The following is a 17,879-nucleotide window of genomic DNA, read 5'->3' on the forward strand; positions in this document are numbered from 1 at the left end:
GTCCGATCACTCCTTTCATGCTTATTAAAATTCGATCTTTTCCTGCGCCTCCCTTCCCAGCTGACAAAACTAGAAGCGTTTCGTCAAACAAAGAAGCAAGTTTCCTCCATTCACTTCTATTCGACATTCGTAATCGCGACAAAGAGAATGAAAATCCCCCAAAGGTAAACAATACATGCTAGGAGGTGCAAACATGACAAAAAACAAGCCGAATTTTGATCAGAAGAAAGAACAGGGTAAACGTGAAACCGGGGACAAAAAACTGGATGGACCGAACCGTCCATCTGTATAACCGCAGCAGACAGGGATTACTTCCCTGTCTTTTTTTGGACCTCCCAGAACTCCTTAAGCGATGAAATCAGCTTCATTTGATTCCGTTTTTTCCTGTGCCAATCCGTCAGTTCACTTCGCCCTCTGATAACCGGGGCAGAGTAATATTTGTTCAAATTTTGACCATGAAACCAATTTCGCTTTGAAGCGTCTATATGATGGGGTATAGCAGGGAATGCCATTCTTAAAATTGGCGTTTGCCGTATTCTTTTATCAGGGAAATACTTCTCATAATCAAACCTTGATCCTGTATGAGGAACACTGGAGGCAAATAAGAGAAAGTCATCCTTCCATCTGCTTTGAAAAAGAAGCCATGCGAGCTTTTTGCCCAGTTCAATCCTAGAGGCTTTTCTTTTAAAGTTATAAACGGAATAACCGAATAACTCCCCTTTTAACGTAGGAAAAAGAACGGTTGAAAAATGGAACACATCCTGAAAGCGGTATACGAATGATGTAAAGACTTCTCTTCTAAATACCGGATGGTGGATAACCGGGCGGTGGATCAGGTGCTGTTCATTGATAATAAGCGAGGTTAAAATTCTCTCTATATCCTGACTCTCCCAAAACATTTGCCATTCCCTGATCATAAACGGCGAAACAGAAAAAGCTTTCAGAAGAGGAAAAAGCGGGCAGTCCATTATTTTTGAGTATTCATAGATCAGAAGCTGCGGAAATGCATCAGAGAAGATCAGCCAATTTGCATCCTCATAGGTCAAAAAAAGCTCTCTTCTTAATCTTTCATCAAGGGCAGCCACATAACAGGATGAGTGCAAATCGGTCATATTATAGCCTGCGTTTCTTGATACCATGCTTGCCAGAAGGGACCATTGAATTTCAGGATTTCTTAAGTAGTAATGAAAATACGCATTCGTTCTGGAGATATTGTCGTAATTAGCGCGCTTGAGCCGCCTCTTAATCTCAGCCGTTAATAAACTTGCCTGATGCTGATCGATTTTTTCAAAATCCATGCCGTCACCCCGGTTCCTATCGTTCCCTTTTCCCAGCCTTGCAATCATGGGAAATATCTCATTTTTTTATGCGAGGGATCAATTTTCTGATATGATAGGATATAGTCTTTGCCATGGGAGGGGAAATATGACTTATCGGTATCCTAACGGTAAAATATATTCACCGGTGGAAAAAGAGAAGGATCCTGCAAAAAAACGGAGCAATCCACTTTATAGCAACAGGGGGATGACCCTTGAGGAAGATTTAAATGAAACAAACGAGTTTTATCTGCATAGGGGAATAGCCGTTGTCCACAAAAAGCCCACGCCTGTTCAGATTGTGAATGTGGATTACCCCCGCAGAAGCGCAGCTGTCATAAAGGAGGCTTATTTTAAACAATCCTCTACTACGGATTACAATGGGATCTACAAAGGACGATACCTGGATTTTGAAGCGAAAGAGACGAAAAACCCGTCCTCCTTCCCGCTCCAGAATTTTCACGAGCATCAAATTACCCATATGAAGCAGGTTCTGGCACAAGACGGCATTTGCTTCGTGATTTTATCAGCCTTCGGGAAAATCTTTCTGCTTCCAGCCACCCATTTAATCGGATTTTGGGAACGCAAAGAAAATGGCGGCCGCAAATCCATTACAAAAGCTGAGATTGAGGAACATGCCATCTTAATACCACTAGGCTTCAGCCCTAGAATTCATTACATTAACGTTTTAGATGCTCTTTATTTTAATTAGTTTAGTACATGGTTAAAATACAATCATGTTTTGCAGCGAAAGGTAGAGATCAAATGTCAGATAATTATCAAAGTCGTGAAGAACGAAGAAGGGCCTCAAAACCCGCCAAACAGCAAAAAAATCCTAAAAACCGTAAAAACGGGCCTTTGTGGAAAAAAATAGTCCTTGGATTATTAGCAGCATGTGTTGTTTTAATGATTGCAGGAGGCGTTGCCTTCGGTGTAATTGTTGCAAAATCCCCTTCCTTGGACGAGAAAAAATTGAAATCCATTTATACTTCTCAAGTATTTGATAAAAACAACAAAAAAATATTCGAAATCGGCGGAGAAGAAAAGCGGACATACGTTGCTTATAAAGATATTCCAAAGAATGTGGAAAACGCTTTTCTTGCAACGGAGGACGCCCGATTTTACGAGCATAGCGGGGTCGACTTTATCAGGCTCGGCGGAGCAGTTCTTGCCAACTTCAAAGAAGGCTTCGGAGCGGAAGGCGGAAGTACGATCAGCCAGCAGGTTATCAAAAATTACTTGCTTACAAACGAAAAATCCGTAGAGCGTAAAGTACAGGAAGTATGGCTCGCATTCCAGCTTGAACGGAAATTCTCAAAGCAGGAAATCATGGAGTTATATTTAAACAAGCTTTATTACACCGGCAACACATATGGAATTGGCAAAGCAGCAGAAAACTTCTACGGTAAAGACGTAAAAGATTTAACATTAGCTGAATCAGCCATGCTAGCAGGGATGGTTAAGGCCCCAAATAACTACAATCCGCGTGTTGAACCGGAGCGTGCTGCAGAGCGGAGAAATACGGTCCTCTCCCTGATGGCAAAACACGGGTTTATCACTCAGGAAGAAGCAGATCAGGCAAAGAAAGCTGATGTAACAGCTGGTATTGCCGCTCCTAAGGAAGACAAAAATCCGTACAAAGCATTTGTTGATAAAATTACGGATGAAATTAAAGATAAAACCGATGTTGAGGTAAGTTCATCCGGTTTAAAAATTTATACAAGCATTGATACAAAAGCACAGGAATATGTAAATGCCTTGATGCAGGGCGATGAAATCAATGTGCCCGAAAGCGAAAAATTTGAGACTGGATTGACGATGCTTGATACACAGACTGGGGAGATTCAGGCTTTAGGCGGCAAGGGCTCTCAAAGTGATTTTAATTACGCAACGCAATCCCGCAGACAGCCGGGTTCGACCATTAAACCGGTTCTGGATTACGGTCCTGCTGTGGAGTATTTGAAATGGTCAACGTATAAGCAGCTCATTGATGAAAAGTATGAATATGAAAATGGACAGCCATTTAAAAATTATAACGATCAATATCACGGTAAAGTATCCATTCGTGAAGCACTGAAAGAATCTTATAACGTTCCAGCATTAAAAGCGCTGCAAGAGGTTGGACTGGATAAAGCAAAGGAATTTGCAGTAGGTCTGGGTATGCCTGAAAAACAGAATTATACAGAAGCATATGCACTTGGCGGATTTGACCGCGGAGTATCCAGTTTACAAATGGCTGGTGCTTACAGTGCGTTCGGAAACAGCGGAATTTATATTGAACCGCACGTTGTTCAATCCGTTGAATTTCAGGATGGAACCAAAATGGATTTAGCTCCGGAACCTAAAGCAGCAATGAGTGACGCAACAGCGTTTATCATTACAGATATGCTTCGTTCTGTCGTAAACAGCGGTACTGGAGAGGCTGCTGATGTACCGGGACTGGATATCGCAGGGAAAACTGGAACAACGAATGAAACGAAAGATTCATGGTTCGTAGGATATACCCCTTCTACTACTATTTCAGTCTGGACGGGGAAAAATGAAACGATGTCTGACACAGAAAAAGCTTTTGCTAAAAAAGTTTTTAAATCAGTCATGTCCGAAGTCGGTTCTGACGATGATTCGAAATTTAAAAAACCGGCTAGCGTGTCTGAAGTAGAGGTATTAAATAATGGATCAGATCCTGCAATAAAAGCAGGACCATATACACCAGAAAGCCAAAAAACAACGGAGTATTTTGTTAAAGGGACAGAGCCTTCAGAGAGCTCCTCTGAGTATCAGGAACCTGAACCAGAGGAAGAGCCAGAACAGCCTCAAGGTGTCTCTAAACCAGAGGTTTCCGTTAATTTTGATCAGGCAGCCAATGCCATTTCCCTAACATGGGGATATGATTCTGCGGAAAAGGCAAATGTAACGTTTGAGGTGACTCAGTCACAGGACGGAGGCCCTTCACAGGTGATCACAAGCACGAAGGATTCGTCTTTTACTGTTCCTAATCCGCAGCCTGGATCAACCTATCAGTTCCAGGTTACAGCGATTAGAGACAACGATAATACACGAAGCGAGCCTGGTGCGGCATCTGTGACCATTCCGGCAGCGGAAGAACCGGCACCTGATCAAGACGGCCAAACACCAGCTGAGCCCCCTGCGGATGGCGAACAGCCGCCTGGACAGGAACCGCCTCCTGGTCAGGAGCCTCCTCCAGGACAAGAACCGCCTCCGACAGAGCCCCCAACTGACGGCGGAAATGACGGAGGCACCGGCGGTCAGGATGGCCAGCAGCCCGGTCAGCCTGGCACCCCTCCTCCCGGACAGGGCGGCACCGGCGGCACTGGCGGCACTGGCGGCACTGGCGGAACCGGTGATGACGGCAACCCAAATAATTAAATAACAAGATACAGAAAAGCCGCTTGGTCATCCAAGCGGCTTTTCCTTATTAAATGTTGAAAGAAGCAGTTTCTTCTTGTACATTTTTTCTAATTCTGCAAACATCTCTTTCAATTGAATAAATGAATGGAATTGAAGAGGATTTTCACGTATATATTGAAGTCTCTCTACTGAATTAACAGGTTTTATGCCCAAGTGAACGAGATCAGGCTTTAATGAGGAGACACTCTGGCCATTAAGCCAATGCAGACATGCTATAAAAGCACAATAGGAATATCCCATCAGAGCAGCATCTGCTCTTTTATTTTGCTGGAACCGCTCCTTCTGCTCCTCCCTTTTCCGCCCCCATTCAGCAAACAAGGAATCAATTGGTTCAGCATCCTGTTCCCACGGTTTCCATGTGATGGGTTCTTTCAACTCAAATAGGAGATCAAACGCAAGAGGAAATTCCCTAATTGTTTCAAGCGGAGACCTGGCTAAATCCATATAAACGTCCGGGCCATTCAAATAAGGAGAAAGTAAAAAGCCTTGAGGTATTGGATAAAGCTTATTTGGCATATTGTATAAGCCCCTTTTTCAACCGTTTCCCGCCTTCCCTGCACATATGCAGCAATGGGCATTCTGCGCACTTAGGGGCCTGTGCTTTGCAGTGATAACGGCCGAAGAAAATCATCCGATGGTGTGTATCAGACCACTCTTCTGCCGGTATTTTTTTCATAAGCGTCTTTTCTACTTCCAGAACAGAGTCCTTCCAGCGGCAGAATCCAAGTCTTTTAGAAACCCTCTCCACATGCGTATCAACCGCGATGGCAGGAACACCAAATGCAACAGATACAACGACATTAGCTGTTTTTCTGCCTACTCCAGGGAGCTTGATCAATTCATCTCTAACTTTGGGAACTTCTCCATTATACTGCTCGAGCAGGATTGAACATAAATTACGGATATTTTTGGCTTTATTCCGATACAATCCAATCGAACGGATATCTTCTTGAAGCTCTTCTAAGGACACAGCCAGATAGTCTTCAGGCGTTTTATATTTTTGAAAAAGGCTTTTGGTTACTTTATTTACGAGAACATCTGTACATTGTGCAGAGAGAGCAACAGCGATCACCAGTTCAAAAGGATTGGCGTGAACCAATTCACAATGAGCATCAGGAAACAGCTCCCCCATCGTATCAAGTGCTTCTCTCATTTGAATTTTTGTAAGCATGGCAGAACCTCTTTTCAGCATGTCACATTGATTGTGCTTTAATTTTCAAGCCAGTTATAGAAAGGAACCTTCCGCTGATAAGGCTCGTCTGTCTGCTGTTCAGACTGTCTGCCTTTCCCCTGGCCCTGACGGAACTGTCTGGAATGGTCTTTAGCCTGTTGAATTGTTTTGATACCATTTCGCTTCCATTCAAACAGGATTCTGTCGATGTAACGGAAATTAAGCTTGCCTGAGATCACAGACTCCCTCAAGGCAGCTTTTATAATGTCATGATCATGGTGATCCTGGTCCATCCAAATACCGAGCGTTTCACACTCAAATGGTGATAGCGGCCGGCCGAATTCCTGTTCAAAAACGGAATAAAGACTTTCTTCCGTTTTTTCAGGCTCACATTGCTCAATTTTAGCTTCTGTAAGGAAACGGTACAGTTTATCCCACAGCGGCTCAAGAGAGTACTTTTCAAATCGGACCGACTGAATGTCTTCGTCCTCTATTTTTAAAAATCCTCTTTGAATGAGGCTTCTTAGCATCATGGAGCAATCCGGTGATGAGGCAGACATTCTGGCAGCCAGTTCATCCGGTGTTGGAAAAAGCTTGCCTTGCTGGATAAACAGCTGTACCTGAAAGATGAGCATCATTTCAGGTTCTGAAAGCCCAAGCTTTGGATAATTTAAAAATAAAATGCCGGGAATCGATAAAGATCCCTCCATTTGAATGGATATGAACTGTTCTTTTTTCATCATATCCCCCCTTTTGATGATGATTAAAACAAACTGAGTACAGGGAACAGAATAAACAGGTATTCCATCACCTGTCCTTTTGTCTGTGCCTCAATAAAATTCCCGCTTTACCTTCTTTCTCAAGCGGCATTCTTAAACAAGGCAATGGTAAAAATGGCTGAAAAAAGTCTCCAATACTGGAGACTCTTGTTTACAGCATCAATTATGGATACAAGCGGTTCAACAGTCTTGGGAACGGAATGGACTCGCGAACATGCTCCACGCCGCTGATCCAGGCTACTGTCCGTTCTAAACCTAGTCCGAAGCCAGAGTGCGGAACGGAGCCGTACTTACGAAGTTCAAGATACCATTTATAGGCGTCGCTTTCCAGCCCATGTTCTTCCAGGCGCTGCTGAAGAAGAGCCTGGTCATGGATTCTTTCAGATCCGCCGATAATTTCTCCGTACCCTTCCGGTGCAATCAAATCTGCACAAAGAACGACGTCTTCACGGTCTTTTGAAGGCTGCATATAAAACGGTTTAAGAGACGTCGGATAATGAGTGATAAACACAGGTTTGTCAAAGCTTTCGGCGATTGCTGTTTCGTGAGGCGCACCGAAATCATCTCCCCATTGAATATCCTCAAATCCTTTTTCATGCAGCATTTTCAAAGCATCATCATACGTAATTCTTGGGAATGGCGCTTTAATATGCTCGAGTTTTGAAATATCTCTTCCCAATGTCGTCAATTCCAGGCTGCAATTTTCCAATACACTTTGTACGATAAATGATACGTAATTTTCCTGGACAACCAGGTTATCTTCAAATTCGTAGAAAGCCATTTCCGGTTCAATCATCCAAAATTCGATTAAATGACGGCGTGTTTTGGATTTTTCAGCACGGAATGTCGGACCAAACGAAAAGACTTTGCCAAGTGCCATCGCTGCTGCTTCCATGTACAGCTGACCGCTTTGGGAAAGGTAAGCATCCTCATCAAAATATTTCGTATGAAAAAGTTCTGAAGTACCTTCCGGTGCACTTCCTGTCAGAATTGGAGGATCAACTTTTGCAAATCCCTCTTTATTGAAAAATTCATAGGTTGCACGGATAATTTCATTTCTTATTTTCATTACGCTATGCTGGCGCTTGGATCTAAGCCATAAATGACGGTGATCCATCAGGAATTCTGTTCCATGCTCTTTTGGTGTAATTGGATAATCCGTTGCTTCATGGATGATCTCTACATTGGTAACACCCATTTCATATCCGAAAGGAGAACGCTCGTCCTCTCTGATGATGCCTGTTACATATACGGACGTTTCCTGTGTAACTGATTTGGCTTTCTGAAAGACCTCTTCTGGCACTTCAGCTTTAACTACGACGCCCTGCATGAAGCCTGTTCCGTCTCTCAGCTGCAAAAAGGCAATCTTCCCGCTTGAACGTTTATTCGCGATCCAAGCTCCAATTGTAACTTCTTTACCTGTGTATTTGTGTACTTGTGAAATAGTAGTTTTCAATTCAGTATTCCCTCCACGGACGTCTTGTCCGAATATGTATGTGTTCTATTATACTAACCTCACTTACAGCAGGTCAATAAGGGCAGTTCATCATAAAGGGGCGGTATGTTCACCGCCCTTCTTTTATGCTTTATTTTTCTCTGTGTACCGCTTGATTCTGGCAATGGCTTCAGTCAGGAGATCCTGGGAAGTCGCATACGATAATCTGACGTGCTCCGGGGAGCCGAATCCCGATCCTGGGACAAGCGCTACCTTTTCTTCTTCAAGGAGTGCTTCAACGAATGCATCTACTGAATCATGGCCTGTAATTTTTGCAGCCTCGCTTGCGTTAGCAAATAGGTAGAAAGCGCCCTGTGGCTTAATGCATGTAAAGCCGGGAATCTGAATGAGCTGTTCATACGTCTCATTCAATCTGCTTTCAAAGGCTTTTCTCATTTCTTCCACGGGCTCCTGCGAGCCTCTGTACGCTTCGATTGCTCCATACTGAGCCATGGACGCAGGATTGGATGTGCTGTGGCTTGCCAGGTTCGTCATAGCACTGATAATGTTTTTAGGACCGGCTGCATACCCGATTCTCCAGCCTGTCATCGAGTGGGATTTCGATACACCGTTAATGACTATCGTACGTTTTTTTAATGCCTGTGAAATCTGAGCTATGGAAACATGGCTTGCGTCCCCGTAAATCAGCTTCTCATAAATTTCATCCGAAACAATCAAGAGGCCATGTTTTTCGCATGCTTCACCAATTGCTTTAAGCTCGGCTTCTGTATAAATCATTCCTGTTGGATTACTTGGAGAATTGATAATCACGGCTTTCGTTCGGCTGTTTGCTGCCCGGCCGATCTGCTCAGGGGTTATTTTGAACTGATTTTCTTCTGTTCCTTCAATAATGACAGGCACCCCGCCTGCAAGCTTTACCTGTTCAGGGTAGCTTACCCAATATGGAGAAGGGACAATTACTTCATCCCCATCATTTAAAATGACTTGAAACAAAGTGTAAAGAGCATGCTTTGCACCCGTGCAAACAATGATCTCCGCTGGTGCATAATCCAGGTTTTGATCTTTTTTAAACTTTTCGATAATAGCGTCCTTTAGTTCTTTCAGCCCGCCGGACGGTGTATATTTAGTGAATCCGTCTTCCATAGAAGAGACTGCCGCCTTAATAATAGCTGCCGGAGTATTGAAATCCGGTTCTCCGGCTCCAAGTCCGATCACATCATGTCCTGCAGCTTTAAGTTCTTTTGCTTTTGCTGTTATTGCCAATGTGGTTGAAGGTGTTAATGAAGCCGCTCTTTTCGCTAATTCCATTCTTTAAGTCCCTCCTATTTAATTGCAATGTGCAACATCTTGCCTGTTTTAAAATCAATATAATCATATGTATACCTGTCATAGCTGTCGATATATTTCACTTCCCAGACAGGGATTTGTTTGCCGTCCCTTTGGAGAATGCCCATTTTTGTACGGAACATTTTTTTGGGTGAGTTCTCTTTTTTTGCTATTTTTTCTGCTTCTTTCATGGAGATCCCTTCTGATAAAACCGCCATGACCGGCTTTTCACTCAGCTTATTTGAATGAATAAGCGCGACAGCATCTTTTTCTTTTGAATCTTTCCCATGAACCGCATAATAGGAAACCGGTTTTCCATCTGAACCGGTATTGGGTCCATTAAAAGTGGTTACTTTCGTTACGGAAGTAAGACTTCCTTGATTAAGGACCGCCTGTTTAGCGGTATCGTGCCCTTTTTTAAGATCATTCACACCTGCCTGAATAGAAGAAAACACAAACCAGCCTGCAGCGATTCCCGCCAAAGCCGCAATCAATAATATTAGCCATTTTTTACTCATAAGCAGGCACCATTATGTACGGTATATCGTGAATACGGCTTGGGTTTTATCTTCTTCGGCAAGTGCCAGTCCAAACATGAGATTTTCCCGTTTAAGCGTCCTGTTTAAAGAATCCACGATTTTGTAAAGATCATCTGAGTGTTCTACTTTAACTGTCGAGAGAATTTCAATTTTACTTTCCATAACAAATTCCTCCTGCGCGCCACAAATATTGTAACTAATATGTATCCGATGCAAGGACACAATAACAATACAACAGCGTAGATTGTTGTACATGTTCCCATTATAACAATAACCGTTCCATCAAGTGAAAATAATTTCTCCCAAACCCACACCTTTATTGACTGGCGATCCGGTTCTTTTCTGAACCCATCCCAGTCCTTTTTTTAATTCAGCCAATCAGCAGCAAGATGGGAAAGCTCTGCCATTGGTTTATAATGAACCTCAAGATCAGGAATTGCACTCAGAAAGTATTTCCCGTAGCGGGAAGAAACAATCCGGCGGTCCAGCACTATTAATAGGCCTTTGTCATCCTGGGTGCGAATCAGCCTGCCGAAGCCCTGTTTGTATTTGATAATGGCCTCAGGCAAAGAGTAATCGTAAAAAGCGTTTTTTCCTTCACTCTCCAGTTTCCTCGCCTTGGCTGATACTACCGGCTGATCTGGCGGATCAAAAGGCAGTCTGACCATTATAATGGCTTTTAGCTCCTCACCTGGAAAATCAATTCCTTCCCAGAAGCTATTTGTTCCAAGCAAGATCCCCTTATCAGCCTGTCTGAACGATTTAATCAGCTTAACCTTGCTGCCTGCACCGACTCCCTGTCCTAAAATGGTGTAGCCGGTCATTTCCTCAACTGATTTTAAATGACTGTACGTATTTTTCAGCATGTCATATGAAGTAAATAACACAAGTATTTTCCCATTAACACCGGGTGCAAATGCTGAAATGGCAGAAGCTACAGCATTTGTATAATTCTCTTGTGAAACATCTCTAATACCGGGAATATCTGACGGGACCAGCAGCTTTGCCTGTTTTCTGTAATTGAACGAGGAAGGAAGCATCAGCTGTTTCGGATAAAAATCCTCCAAACCCATCTGCCTGATCGCATGCTTGAAGGAGCCATTGACTGACAGTGTGCCGGATACAAGAATGATCGAACGTTTCTTTTCAAAAAGAGCATTGGCAAGCTGATCGGATAGATCAACAGGCCTGCTGCACAGAATGGCTGCATTTTTTGCTCCCTTTGCTTCTGCCTCAATCCAAAAGGCTGCATCATTGCTGCCGTTTGAAAAAAGATGGCTTATGGCTTCGCTTGCATATTTAAACCGTTCCGCAAAGGAGAAGTATTCATTCATTTTAGCTTGAGTTTTAAGCGGAAGACTTGCCGATTTTAAAAGCTGCTGCTGCTTTTTCATAATGGACAGCAAATCGTGCATGTAAAATCTGATTCGGTCAGCAAGCTCTTCGATGGACAGCCAGTATGGATTTTGATCTGTGTCCTCTGCAACGGAAAAAGAAATTCTGTTGCCTGAGCCGTTTTTCTTTTTTAGCACATACGCATGAAGGTTTGTAAAAAAGTCATTCAGCTCATCCGCGAACTCCTTCAAGAGAACATCCATTTCCAGGCAATAATCATACCCAATTTCACTTTCTTGCTCAAACCAGTCAGCTACAGAGGCCAGCAGATCACGGGAATATAAATGGCCGATACGCTGCAGCCATGAGTGCATCGTTACATATTCAAGCCTGAATCCCCATTGATCACCCGCAATCCGCTCGAGATGATGGGCTTCATCAATCAGTAGTTCTTCAAATTCAGGAAGCTGTTTCCTTTCGGCTGCGGCATCATTCAAAAGAAGGGCATGGTTGACGATGATGACTGTGCTATGCTCAGCCTTTTTCCTGGCAAGATGGTAAAAAGAACGTTCCCGGTAAGGATTTTTAGGGTGGCTGGACAAGTTATCGTGATGAATCCTCATCCACAAGTGCTTTCCGCCTGATGGGAGATTCAATTCATCCGCATCTCCGGTCTGTGTTTGGAGCAGCCAGATTAATATCTGGGCTTTAGCGAGATTAGAGTCATAATTATCATCAGTCTCCATTAGAGAAAGTTCAAATTTGTGCGGACATAGGTAATGGGATTCACCTTTCAAAATGGCTGCAGAAACAGGACGGCCAAGAATCCTGCACGCAAGTTTGACGTCCCGGTCGATAAGCTGATTTTGCAAGGTGTTCGTATGCGTGCTATAAACAATCCTCGTTCCATTTTCTAACGCATACTTCATAGCCGGCACGAGGAGGCCAAGTGATTTACCGCTCCCTGCAGGTGCTTCCGCAACCATATGCTCGCTATTGGAGAGTGCTTCGTAAATCCCGGTCATCAGTATTTGCTGCTGAGGTCTCTCTTCATAAGAAGGCAGTTCGGTTTGCATGCAGTGCAAAAGCTCAGGGAAATCAGGAATCTCACTTTTTTGCAGACTCTCCTTGGTATAAGCCTTCGTGAATACATCGGAAAATGCGAGCGTGCCGTACAATTCAACTTCCTGACTTCCCTCCTGGTAAGGAGAGTCCTCCCCCTCCTCAATCAAATCATCGAGAATTTCATGCAAATCACTGATAAACACATCGGAAAGCTTTCTTAAGCTTTTTAAAGTCGTGACGGGCAGGGTCTTTAATTTTTGTAAAATGATTTCAAAAATACGGGCGGTAACTTCAGCATCGCTGTCTGCCTGATGCGGACGGTCATGCTGAATGTCGAGTTCTCTGCAAAGCTCTGATAATTTGTAGCTTTCGAATGAAGGAAAAACCATTCTCGATAGCTCAACCGTATCCATTAGCCCGCCGATAAACCGGGGATACCCTGCCTGCTGAAGCTCTGCCTGTACGAATGACAAATCGAAATGTACATTATGGGCAACAAAAAAAGCCCCATCAAGCATTCGGTATACCCTCTCTGATATCTCAGAAAACACGGGGGCGTCTTCCACCATTTCATCATTTATGCCAGTTAACGATTCTATAAAGGCAGGGATGGGCTGAAGCGGATTTACATAACTCATAAAGCGGTCTGTAATTTCTCCGTTTTCATAAACCACTGCTGCAAATTGTATAATTTTCTCTCCTTTTTTAGGAGAGTTTCCTGTAGTTTCAACATCTAAAACGACGTAACGCCGATGCTCCATTATTGACACCTCAATCAGCTTGCATTCCAGTACATTGTATCATTAACCGCACGAAAACGCTCAAGTACAAGGCGAAAGAAAAAGGCCGGCTTAACACCGGCCGGCCTGATGCACAAGCATAATTTCATTTACATGCGAATGGTGGATGCAGGCTCTGTTCCCAGCATTTCAACGATGCGGTTATTCTCATCCATAATGGCTACTTTAGGCGTATGCATAGGAATATTTTCTTCCGCAATCATCGCATAGGAGATAATAATAACGACATCCCCTTCCTGAACAAGCCTTGCTGCTGCTCCATTCAGGCAAACGACTCCGGTATCTCTCGGACCCGGGATGATATATGTTTCAAAGCGGGCTCCATTATTATTATTTACAATTTGCACTTTTTCATTAGCGGTCATTCCAACCGCATCCAGCAAATCTTCATCAATCGTAATGCTTCCCACGTAATTCAGGTTGGCTTCTGTAACACGGGCACGATGTATTTTGGCATTCATCATGGTGCGGAACATATAATAATCTCCTCCGAATGGTTATTATTTTTCACTGCGGGTCCAAATCAGGTTATCAATTAGTCTTGCCCCGGAAAACTTAACAGCTGCTGCCGCTATCATTTCCCTGCTTTGATCTATAGCCGGAATCAGCTCTGGATATTGCAGGACTTCGATGTAGTCGATTTCTGCACCCTTTATATCTTGTAAAGAGGCTGAAATGTATGCTCTGATTTTCTCCGCACTTGGATGATCCTTCTCGGAGAATAAGCGGCCGGCCTGCAGGCTTTTATAAATTTTGGGTGCTTCCAATCGCTCCTCTGCCGTCAGGAAAACATTTCTGGAACTCTTTGCAAGTCCGTCTTCTTCCCTTACCGTTTCAACCGGGATGATTTCCAGCGGAAAGAAAAATTCATCGACAAGGCCTTTAATAACAGCCACCTGCTGGGCATCTTTTTTTCCAAAATATGCTTTGTCAGGCTGCATGATGTGAAATAGCTTCGTTAATACCGTTACAACCCCATCAAAATGTCCGGGTCTTGACCTGCCGCAAAGTACGTCCGTCCTGGCTGCAGCTTTCATTGTAACAAATGGTGCAGGTCCGTACATTTCTGCAGGATCCGGGGCAAACACAAGATCGGCTCCGGCCATACGGGCCAATTCCAAATCTCTATCCAGATCTCTTGGATACGATTCAAAATCTTCATTCGGTCCGAATTGTGTTGGATTAACAAATATGCTGACAGCCACCTTGGCATTATCCGCTCTGGCTGTTTTAATCAGTTCAAGATGTCCTTCATGCAAAAATCCCATCGTTGGCACAAAGCCAAGTGAACCGCCGGCCTCTGCTTTCCAGGATGATATGATTTCTTTTGCTTCTTTCACTTTAGTTTTGACAATCATTTTGAAACGCCTCCGTAAAGACCATCGAGTACATCCTCATTCATAGTAAATGTGTGCTCCTCTGAAGGGAATGTGCGGCCCTTTACATCCGATACATATTGAGTGACTGCCTGCTGCATTTCTTCATCAGCGCGTCCATACTGTTTTACAAACTTCGGAACGCGCTCCACACCGTATCCTGTTACATCGTGATAAACGAGTACTTGACCGGCAGTTTCAGCTCCCGCTCCAATTCCGATGACCGGAATGGAAAGCTCCTGCTGGATGAGCGCGGCAAGCTGGCGCGGCACACATTCAAGCACGAGCGCGATGGCCCCTGCCTGCTGGCATTGCAAGGCATCTTCTAGTAATTTTGCTGCAGCTTCCGCCGTTTTGCCTTGAACTTTATATCCTCCCAGGACACCTACTGATTGGGGGGTCAGGCCTAGATGGGCTACAACAGGTATTCCGCCTTTTGTTAGAGCCTGAATCAAACCGGCCACTTCATCTGCCCCTTCAAGTTTGACAGCATCACTGCCAGCTTTCTGCATGAGTGCTGCGGCATTACGAAGGGTATCTTCTTTAGATATATGGTAGCTCATAAAAGGCATATCCGTTACAACAAAGGTGTCAGGAGCACCCCTTTTAACAGCTTTTGTATGATGAATCATGTCTTCCATCGTAACAGGAATGGTTGAATCGTACCCAAGCACGACCATTCCAAGCGAGTCACCGACAAGGATCATATCCGCTCCTGCTTTTTCCGCTTGTTTAGCAGAAGGATAATCATAGGCGGTAATCATAGCAATTGCTTCGCCCGTTTCTTTCATTTTTTGAAAATCTGCTCTGCTTTTCATCATTTCCCTCCTCTTTTTTCCCCGTATCTGCAGGAATCCACTCCCTGCTGAAGGGGTTTTACCTATAGAGGAACAAAGGGATCCAAAACATAAAAATTCCTTCTTCTATAAATGAGAAGAAGGAATGGACAATAACAAATTCGCTGGATCATTCCTCTGTCCCAGTCCTTCGGATCAAGGCAGACTAAATTATCGTAATCAAAATGGTTTGCTGGTTTTGCGGTGCAGTTCCCTGAAAACGGATACTACCCGAGTTAAGTATATCAAAACGCCATAATTTATCAATTTATTTCACTCTAGGATAATTCAATATCTGCAGAATATATTTTTTCAACCGTACCATCTGCGGTTTGAAGCAGGAGGACCCCTTCATCATTAATGCCAAGCGCCTTTCCATAAATGGTTCCCTGCAGGGTTCTTGCTTTTATCTCACGCCCCAGACTAACCGCATACGATTCCCAAAGCAGCTTGACCGGACGAAAGCCGGCAGACAGATAAGCTGTATAAAGCTGCTCAAGATTATACAGGATGGCTTGAATAAGCGAGGTTCTGGATATGTCATTCCCCGCTTCGAGTTTTAAAGAAGTAGCAATGGTTTTCAGCGCATCGGGAAAATCCCTTGCCTCCTGATTCACATTAATCCCCATTCCAATGATGACAGAATGAACAGAATCTGCTTCAGCCTGCAGCTCTGTTAGGATCCCTACAGCTTTCTTTCCATTGATTAAAATATCATTTGGCCATTTTATAGAAGGCAGAATTCCAGTTGTTTCTTCTATGGCCTGTACGATGGCTACAGCTGTTAAAAGTGTAAGCTGAGGGGTCTGGCTGAGCGGAATTTTAGGTTTTAGGATACAGCTCATCCAAATCCCTGTATTTACAGGGGAGTGCCATACCCTGGAAAGCCTGCCGCGTCCCTCTGTCTGCTCATCAGCAATGACGATGGTCCCCTCAGAAGCACCCTCACCCGCAAGCTGGTGTGCGATTTTCTGTGTAGAGGGGACCGATTTCTCGTAATGTACGGCTTGTCCCATAAATGAGGTGCTCAGTGAGGACTGTATTTCTGCTGCGCTCAATGCTTCCGGCTTTTTAATCAGACGGTATCCCATTCTTCTGACCGCTTCCACTTCATAGCCTTCTTTTCGCAGTGTTTCGATATGCTTCCAAACAGCTGTCCTGGAACATCCAAGTACTTCACTGATTTTTTGCCCTGAAACGAACTCTTGATCCGACTCGGCAAATGCCTCCAATAGCCTTAGCTTTACATTCCTTTTTGATTGCTCCAACGGAGAAACCACCTCTCAATCTCGTTTCTGGAGTTGTGAAGCCGTCCTTCAAGCACTTCCAGTTCAATTGCGTGCAGCGCATCTGCTACCCATGGTCCCGGCTCATTGCCTGCTATCTGCAAAAGCTCATTCCCATTTATATGTAAATCCGCTCTGGAGTGGATCGTCAGCCGGCTGTAATCAGCTGCCGCCTTTTCAGCACCTGTTTTCTGGATCCAATCCGGCTGGGATTCACAGATTGCCTCAGTAAGACAGACTGTTTCTGCACCCGCTTCATACAGCATCAAATTTGTCCACTGGTTTTTCAGCCTCTTACGAAGAAATAAATAAACAGAATGGATCTTGTCCATTCTTTTAACAGGCATCTTCCATTGCTTTAGAAATTCTTTCGGCTGCTCCACCTCAAGGTCAAAAAGAAGGAGTGCCCACCTTTCCGGCAGTCCAAGTGCAGGTGGAAGCGTCCTGGCTATGAACGTTTCCCAGCCGTGAATTCCTTTCCCTAATCCTGGCATAAATTCAATTAACCCGCTGCTTTCAAGCAAATCTAAAGCGGCGGAAGCAGCCTTTCCTTTAAGGAGCTTATCAAACTCTATTAATTTCCGCTCGACTGAAATATGTTTCATCAAACTTGCCAGACGGTTTATTGCCTCCAGCGAATCCGGGGTGATGGCAAAGTCTAGCTGGCTTGAAAAGCGCAGTGCTCTTAGCATCCTGAGCGCATCTTCCGTATACCTATCTTCAGGATTTCCAACCGTTTCTATTTTCTTATCCCGAATGGCATCCTCCCCGTTGAAATAATCATGAAGATTTCCGTCTTTATCCATAGCCATCGCATTCATCGTGAAATCTCTTCGTTTTAGATCCTCTTTTAGCGAAGTAACGAATTGAACTGTCTCCGGCCTGCGAAAATTCTCATAGTCTGATTCTGTACGAAATGTCGTAACTTCATAAGGCTCCCCTTCATGGAGCACAATAATGGTTCCATGGGCAGCCCCGACATCTGCCGTTTTAGAAAAAATCTCCTGCACTTTTCCCGGTGCTGCAGAAGTAGCGATATCCACATCATGAATGTCCCTGCCAAGCAAAAGGTCCCGTACTGAACCCCCTACAAAATAAGCCTCATACCCTTCTTTTTCAAGTGCGTGAATAATCGGCAGCGCATCTAGAAATTCCTTTTTCATCG

General features: G+C 44.0%; 16 protein-coding genes. 2 read left to right on the forward strand and 14 right to left on the reverse strand.

What is annotated here, in order from left to right; translation table 11 throughout:
• Positions 1-308: 308 nt before the first annotated feature.
• Positions 309-1,346 (reverse strand): DUF2515 family protein, encoded by a 1,038-nt coding sequence (locus AS29_RS00450; RefSeq protein WP_231889894.1) that lies wholly within the window; start codon positions 1,344-1,346, stop codon positions 309-311.
• 79 nt (positions 1,347-1,425) lie between these two features.
• On the opposite strand from AS29_RS00450, the gene recU reads away from it, so the two are divergent.
• Together recU and AS29_RS00460 are read left to right on the forward strand one after the other, a co-directional pair.
• Positions 1,426-2,028: a Holliday junction resolvase RecU gene (gene recU, locus AS29_RS00455; protein WP_035408736.1), complete on the forward strand. Its 603-nt coding sequence runs from the start codon at positions 1,426-1,428 to the stop codon at positions 2,026-2,028.
• Positions 2,029-2,081: 53 nt separating this feature from the next.
• A complete protein-coding gene (locus AS29_RS00460; RefSeq protein ID WP_051860711.1) occupies positions 2,082-4,703 on the forward strand; it encodes a PBP1A family penicillin-binding protein in 2,622 nt (873 codons plus the stop codon).
• Positions 4,704-4,730: 27 nt separating this feature from the next.
• Here the strand turns inward: AS29_RS00460 and AS29_RS00465 are convergent, their stop codons facing one another.
• The 13 genes from AS29_RS00465 to AS29_RS00525 all read right to left on the reverse strand — a co-directional run bounded on the left by AS29_RS00465 (position 4,731) and on the right by AS29_RS00525 (position 17,877).
• Positions 4,731-5,261, reverse strand: a complete 531-nt coding sequence (locus tag AS29_RS00465) for a YpoC family protein (protein ID WP_035408735.1) — start codon at positions 5,259-5,261, stop codon at positions 4,731-4,733.
• Positions 5,251-5,916, reverse strand: coding sequence for an endonuclease III (nth, locus tag AS29_RS00470; protein WP_035408733.1), 666 nt, complete (start codon positions 5,914-5,916; stop codon positions 5,251-5,253). The genes AS29_RS00465 and nth overlap by 11 nt, the downstream gene beginning before the upstream one ends.
• Before the next feature lie 38 nt (positions 5,917-5,954).
• Positions 5,955-6,656 (reverse strand): DnaD domain-containing protein, encoded by a 702-nt coding sequence (locus AS29_RS00475; RefSeq protein WP_035408730.1) that lies wholly within the window; start codon positions 6,654-6,656, stop codon positions 5,955-5,957.
• 202 nt (positions 6,657-6,858) lie between these two features.
• Entirely contained in the window at positions 6,859-8,151 is a 1,293-nt protein-coding gene (gene asnS, locus AS29_RS00480; protein WP_035408728.1) for an asparagine--tRNA ligase, read from the reverse strand.
• A gap of 123 nt (positions 8,152-8,274) precedes the next feature.
• The gene (locus AS29_RS00485; RefSeq protein WP_035408726.1) at positions 8,275-9,459 is read right to left on the reverse strand and encodes a pyridoxal phosphate-dependent aminotransferase; all 1,185 of its coding nucleotides are present in this window, start codon (positions 9,457-9,459) and stop codon (positions 8,275-8,277) included.
• 14 nt (positions 9,460-9,473) lie between these two features.
• Complete coding sequence (locus AS29_RS00490; RefSeq protein WP_051860710.1) at positions 9,474-9,995, reverse strand: PepSY domain-containing protein; 522 nt, start codon at positions 9,993-9,995, stop codon at positions 9,474-9,476.
• A 12-nt stretch (positions 9,996-10,007) separates the two neighbouring features.
• Positions 10,008-10,178, reverse strand: a complete 171-nt coding sequence (locus AS29_RS00495; protein ID WP_066098909.1) for a YpmA family protein — start codon at positions 10,176-10,178, stop codon at positions 10,008-10,010.
• A 203-nt stretch (positions 10,179-10,381) separates the two neighbouring features.
• Positions 10,382-13,177 (reverse strand): ATP-dependent DNA helicase DinG, encoded by a 2,796-nt coding sequence (gene dinG, locus AS29_RS00500; RefSeq protein WP_035408724.1) that lies wholly within the window; start codon positions 13,175-13,177, stop codon positions 10,382-10,384.
• 128 nt (positions 13,178-13,305) lie between these two features.
• Positions 13,306-13,692, reverse strand: a complete 387-nt coding sequence (gene panD / locus AS29_RS00505) for an aspartate 1-decarboxylase (protein ID WP_035408721.1) — start codon at positions 13,690-13,692, stop codon at positions 13,306-13,308.
• Between the two features lie 24 nt (positions 13,693-13,716).
• Complete coding sequence (gene panC / locus AS29_RS00510) at positions 13,717-14,574, reverse strand: pantoate--beta-alanine ligase (protein WP_035408718.1); 858 nt, start codon at positions 14,572-14,574, stop codon at positions 13,717-13,719.
• Positions 14,571-15,410 (reverse strand): 3-methyl-2-oxobutanoate hydroxymethyltransferase, encoded by an 840-nt coding sequence (gene panB, locus AS29_RS00515; RefSeq protein WP_035408714.1) that lies wholly within the window; start codon positions 15,408-15,410, stop codon positions 14,571-14,573. Before panB ends, panC begins: the two co-directional genes overlap by 4 nt.
• A gap of 296 nt (positions 15,411-15,706) precedes the next feature.
• A complete protein-coding gene (locus tag AS29_RS00520) occupies positions 15,707-16,696 on the reverse strand; it encodes a bifunctional biotin--[acetyl-CoA-carboxylase] synthetase/biotin operon repressor (protein WP_035408711.1) in 990 nt (329 codons plus the stop codon).
• Positions 16,672-17,877 carry a CCA tRNA nucleotidyltransferase gene (locus AS29_RS00525; RefSeq protein WP_035408707.1) on the reverse strand — a complete coding sequence of 402 codons (1,206 nt, stop codon included), beginning with the start codon at positions 17,875-17,877 and terminating at the stop codon, positions 16,672-16,674. The genes AS29_RS00520 and AS29_RS00525 overlap by 25 nt, the downstream gene beginning before the upstream one ends.
• Positions 17,878-17,879: the final 2 nt, after the last annotated feature.

The sequence above is a fragment of the Bacillus sp. SJS genome (genome assembly GCF_000732485.2).
GTDB classification, from domain to species: Bacteria; Bacillota; Bacilli; order Bacillales; family Bacillaceae; genus Metabacillus_B; species Metabacillus_B sediminis.

Excerpts from the sequence above, each read along its gene's own strand:
- panC (WP_035408718.1), bottom strand. The coding sequence starts at position 14,574 with ATGATTGTCAAAACTAAAGTGAAAGAAGCAAAAGAAATCATATCATCC.
- AS29_RS00490 (WP_051860710.1), bottom strand. The coding sequence starts at position 9,995 with ATGAGTAAAAAATGGCTAATATTATTGATTGCGGCTTTGGCGGGAATC.
- dinG (WP_035408724.1), bottom strand. The coding sequence starts at position 13,177 with ATGGAGCATCGGCGTTACGTCGTTTTAGATGTTGAAACTACAGGAAAC.
- AS29_RS00525 (WP_035408707.1), bottom strand. The coding sequence starts at position 17,877 with ATGAAAAAGGAATTTCTAGATGCGCTGCCGATTATTCACGCACTTGAA.
- recU (WP_035408736.1), top strand. The coding sequence starts at position 1,426 with ATGACTTATCGGTATCCTAACGGTAAAATATATTCACCGGTGGAAAAA.
- panD (WP_035408721.1), bottom strand. The coding sequence starts at position 13,692 with ATGTTCCGCACCATGATGAATGCCAAAATACATCGTGCCCGTGTTACA.
- AS29_RS00450 (WP_231889894.1), bottom strand. The coding sequence starts at position 1,346 with ATGATTGCAAGGCTGGGAAAAGGGAACGATAGGAACCGGGGTGACGGC.
- nth (WP_035408733.1), bottom strand. The coding sequence starts at position 5,916 with ATGCTTACAAAAATTCAAATGAGAGAAGCACTTGATACGATGGGGGAG.
- AS29_RS00485 (WP_035408726.1), bottom strand. The coding sequence starts at position 9,459 with ATGGAATTAGCGAAAAGAGCGGCTTCATTAACACCTTCAACCACATTG.
- panB (WP_035408714.1), bottom strand. The coding sequence starts at position 15,410 with ATGAAAAGCAGAGCAGATTTTCAAAAAATGAAAGAAACGGGCGAAGCA.
- AS29_RS00465 (WP_035408735.1), bottom strand. The coding sequence starts at position 5,261 with ATGCCAAATAAGCTTTATCCAATACCTCAAGGCTTTTTACTTTCTCCT.
- AS29_RS00495 (WP_066098909.1), bottom strand. The coding sequence starts at position 10,178 with ATGGAAAGTAAAATTGAAATTCTCTCGACAGTTAAAGTAGAACACTCA.
- AS29_RS00475 (WP_035408730.1), bottom strand. The coding sequence starts at position 6,656 with ATGAAAAAAGAACAGTTCATATCCATTCAAATGGAGGGATCTTTATCG.
- AS29_RS00460 (WP_051860711.1), top strand. The coding sequence starts at position 2,082 with ATGTCAGATAATTATCAAAGTCGTGAAGAACGAAGAAGGGCCTCAAAA.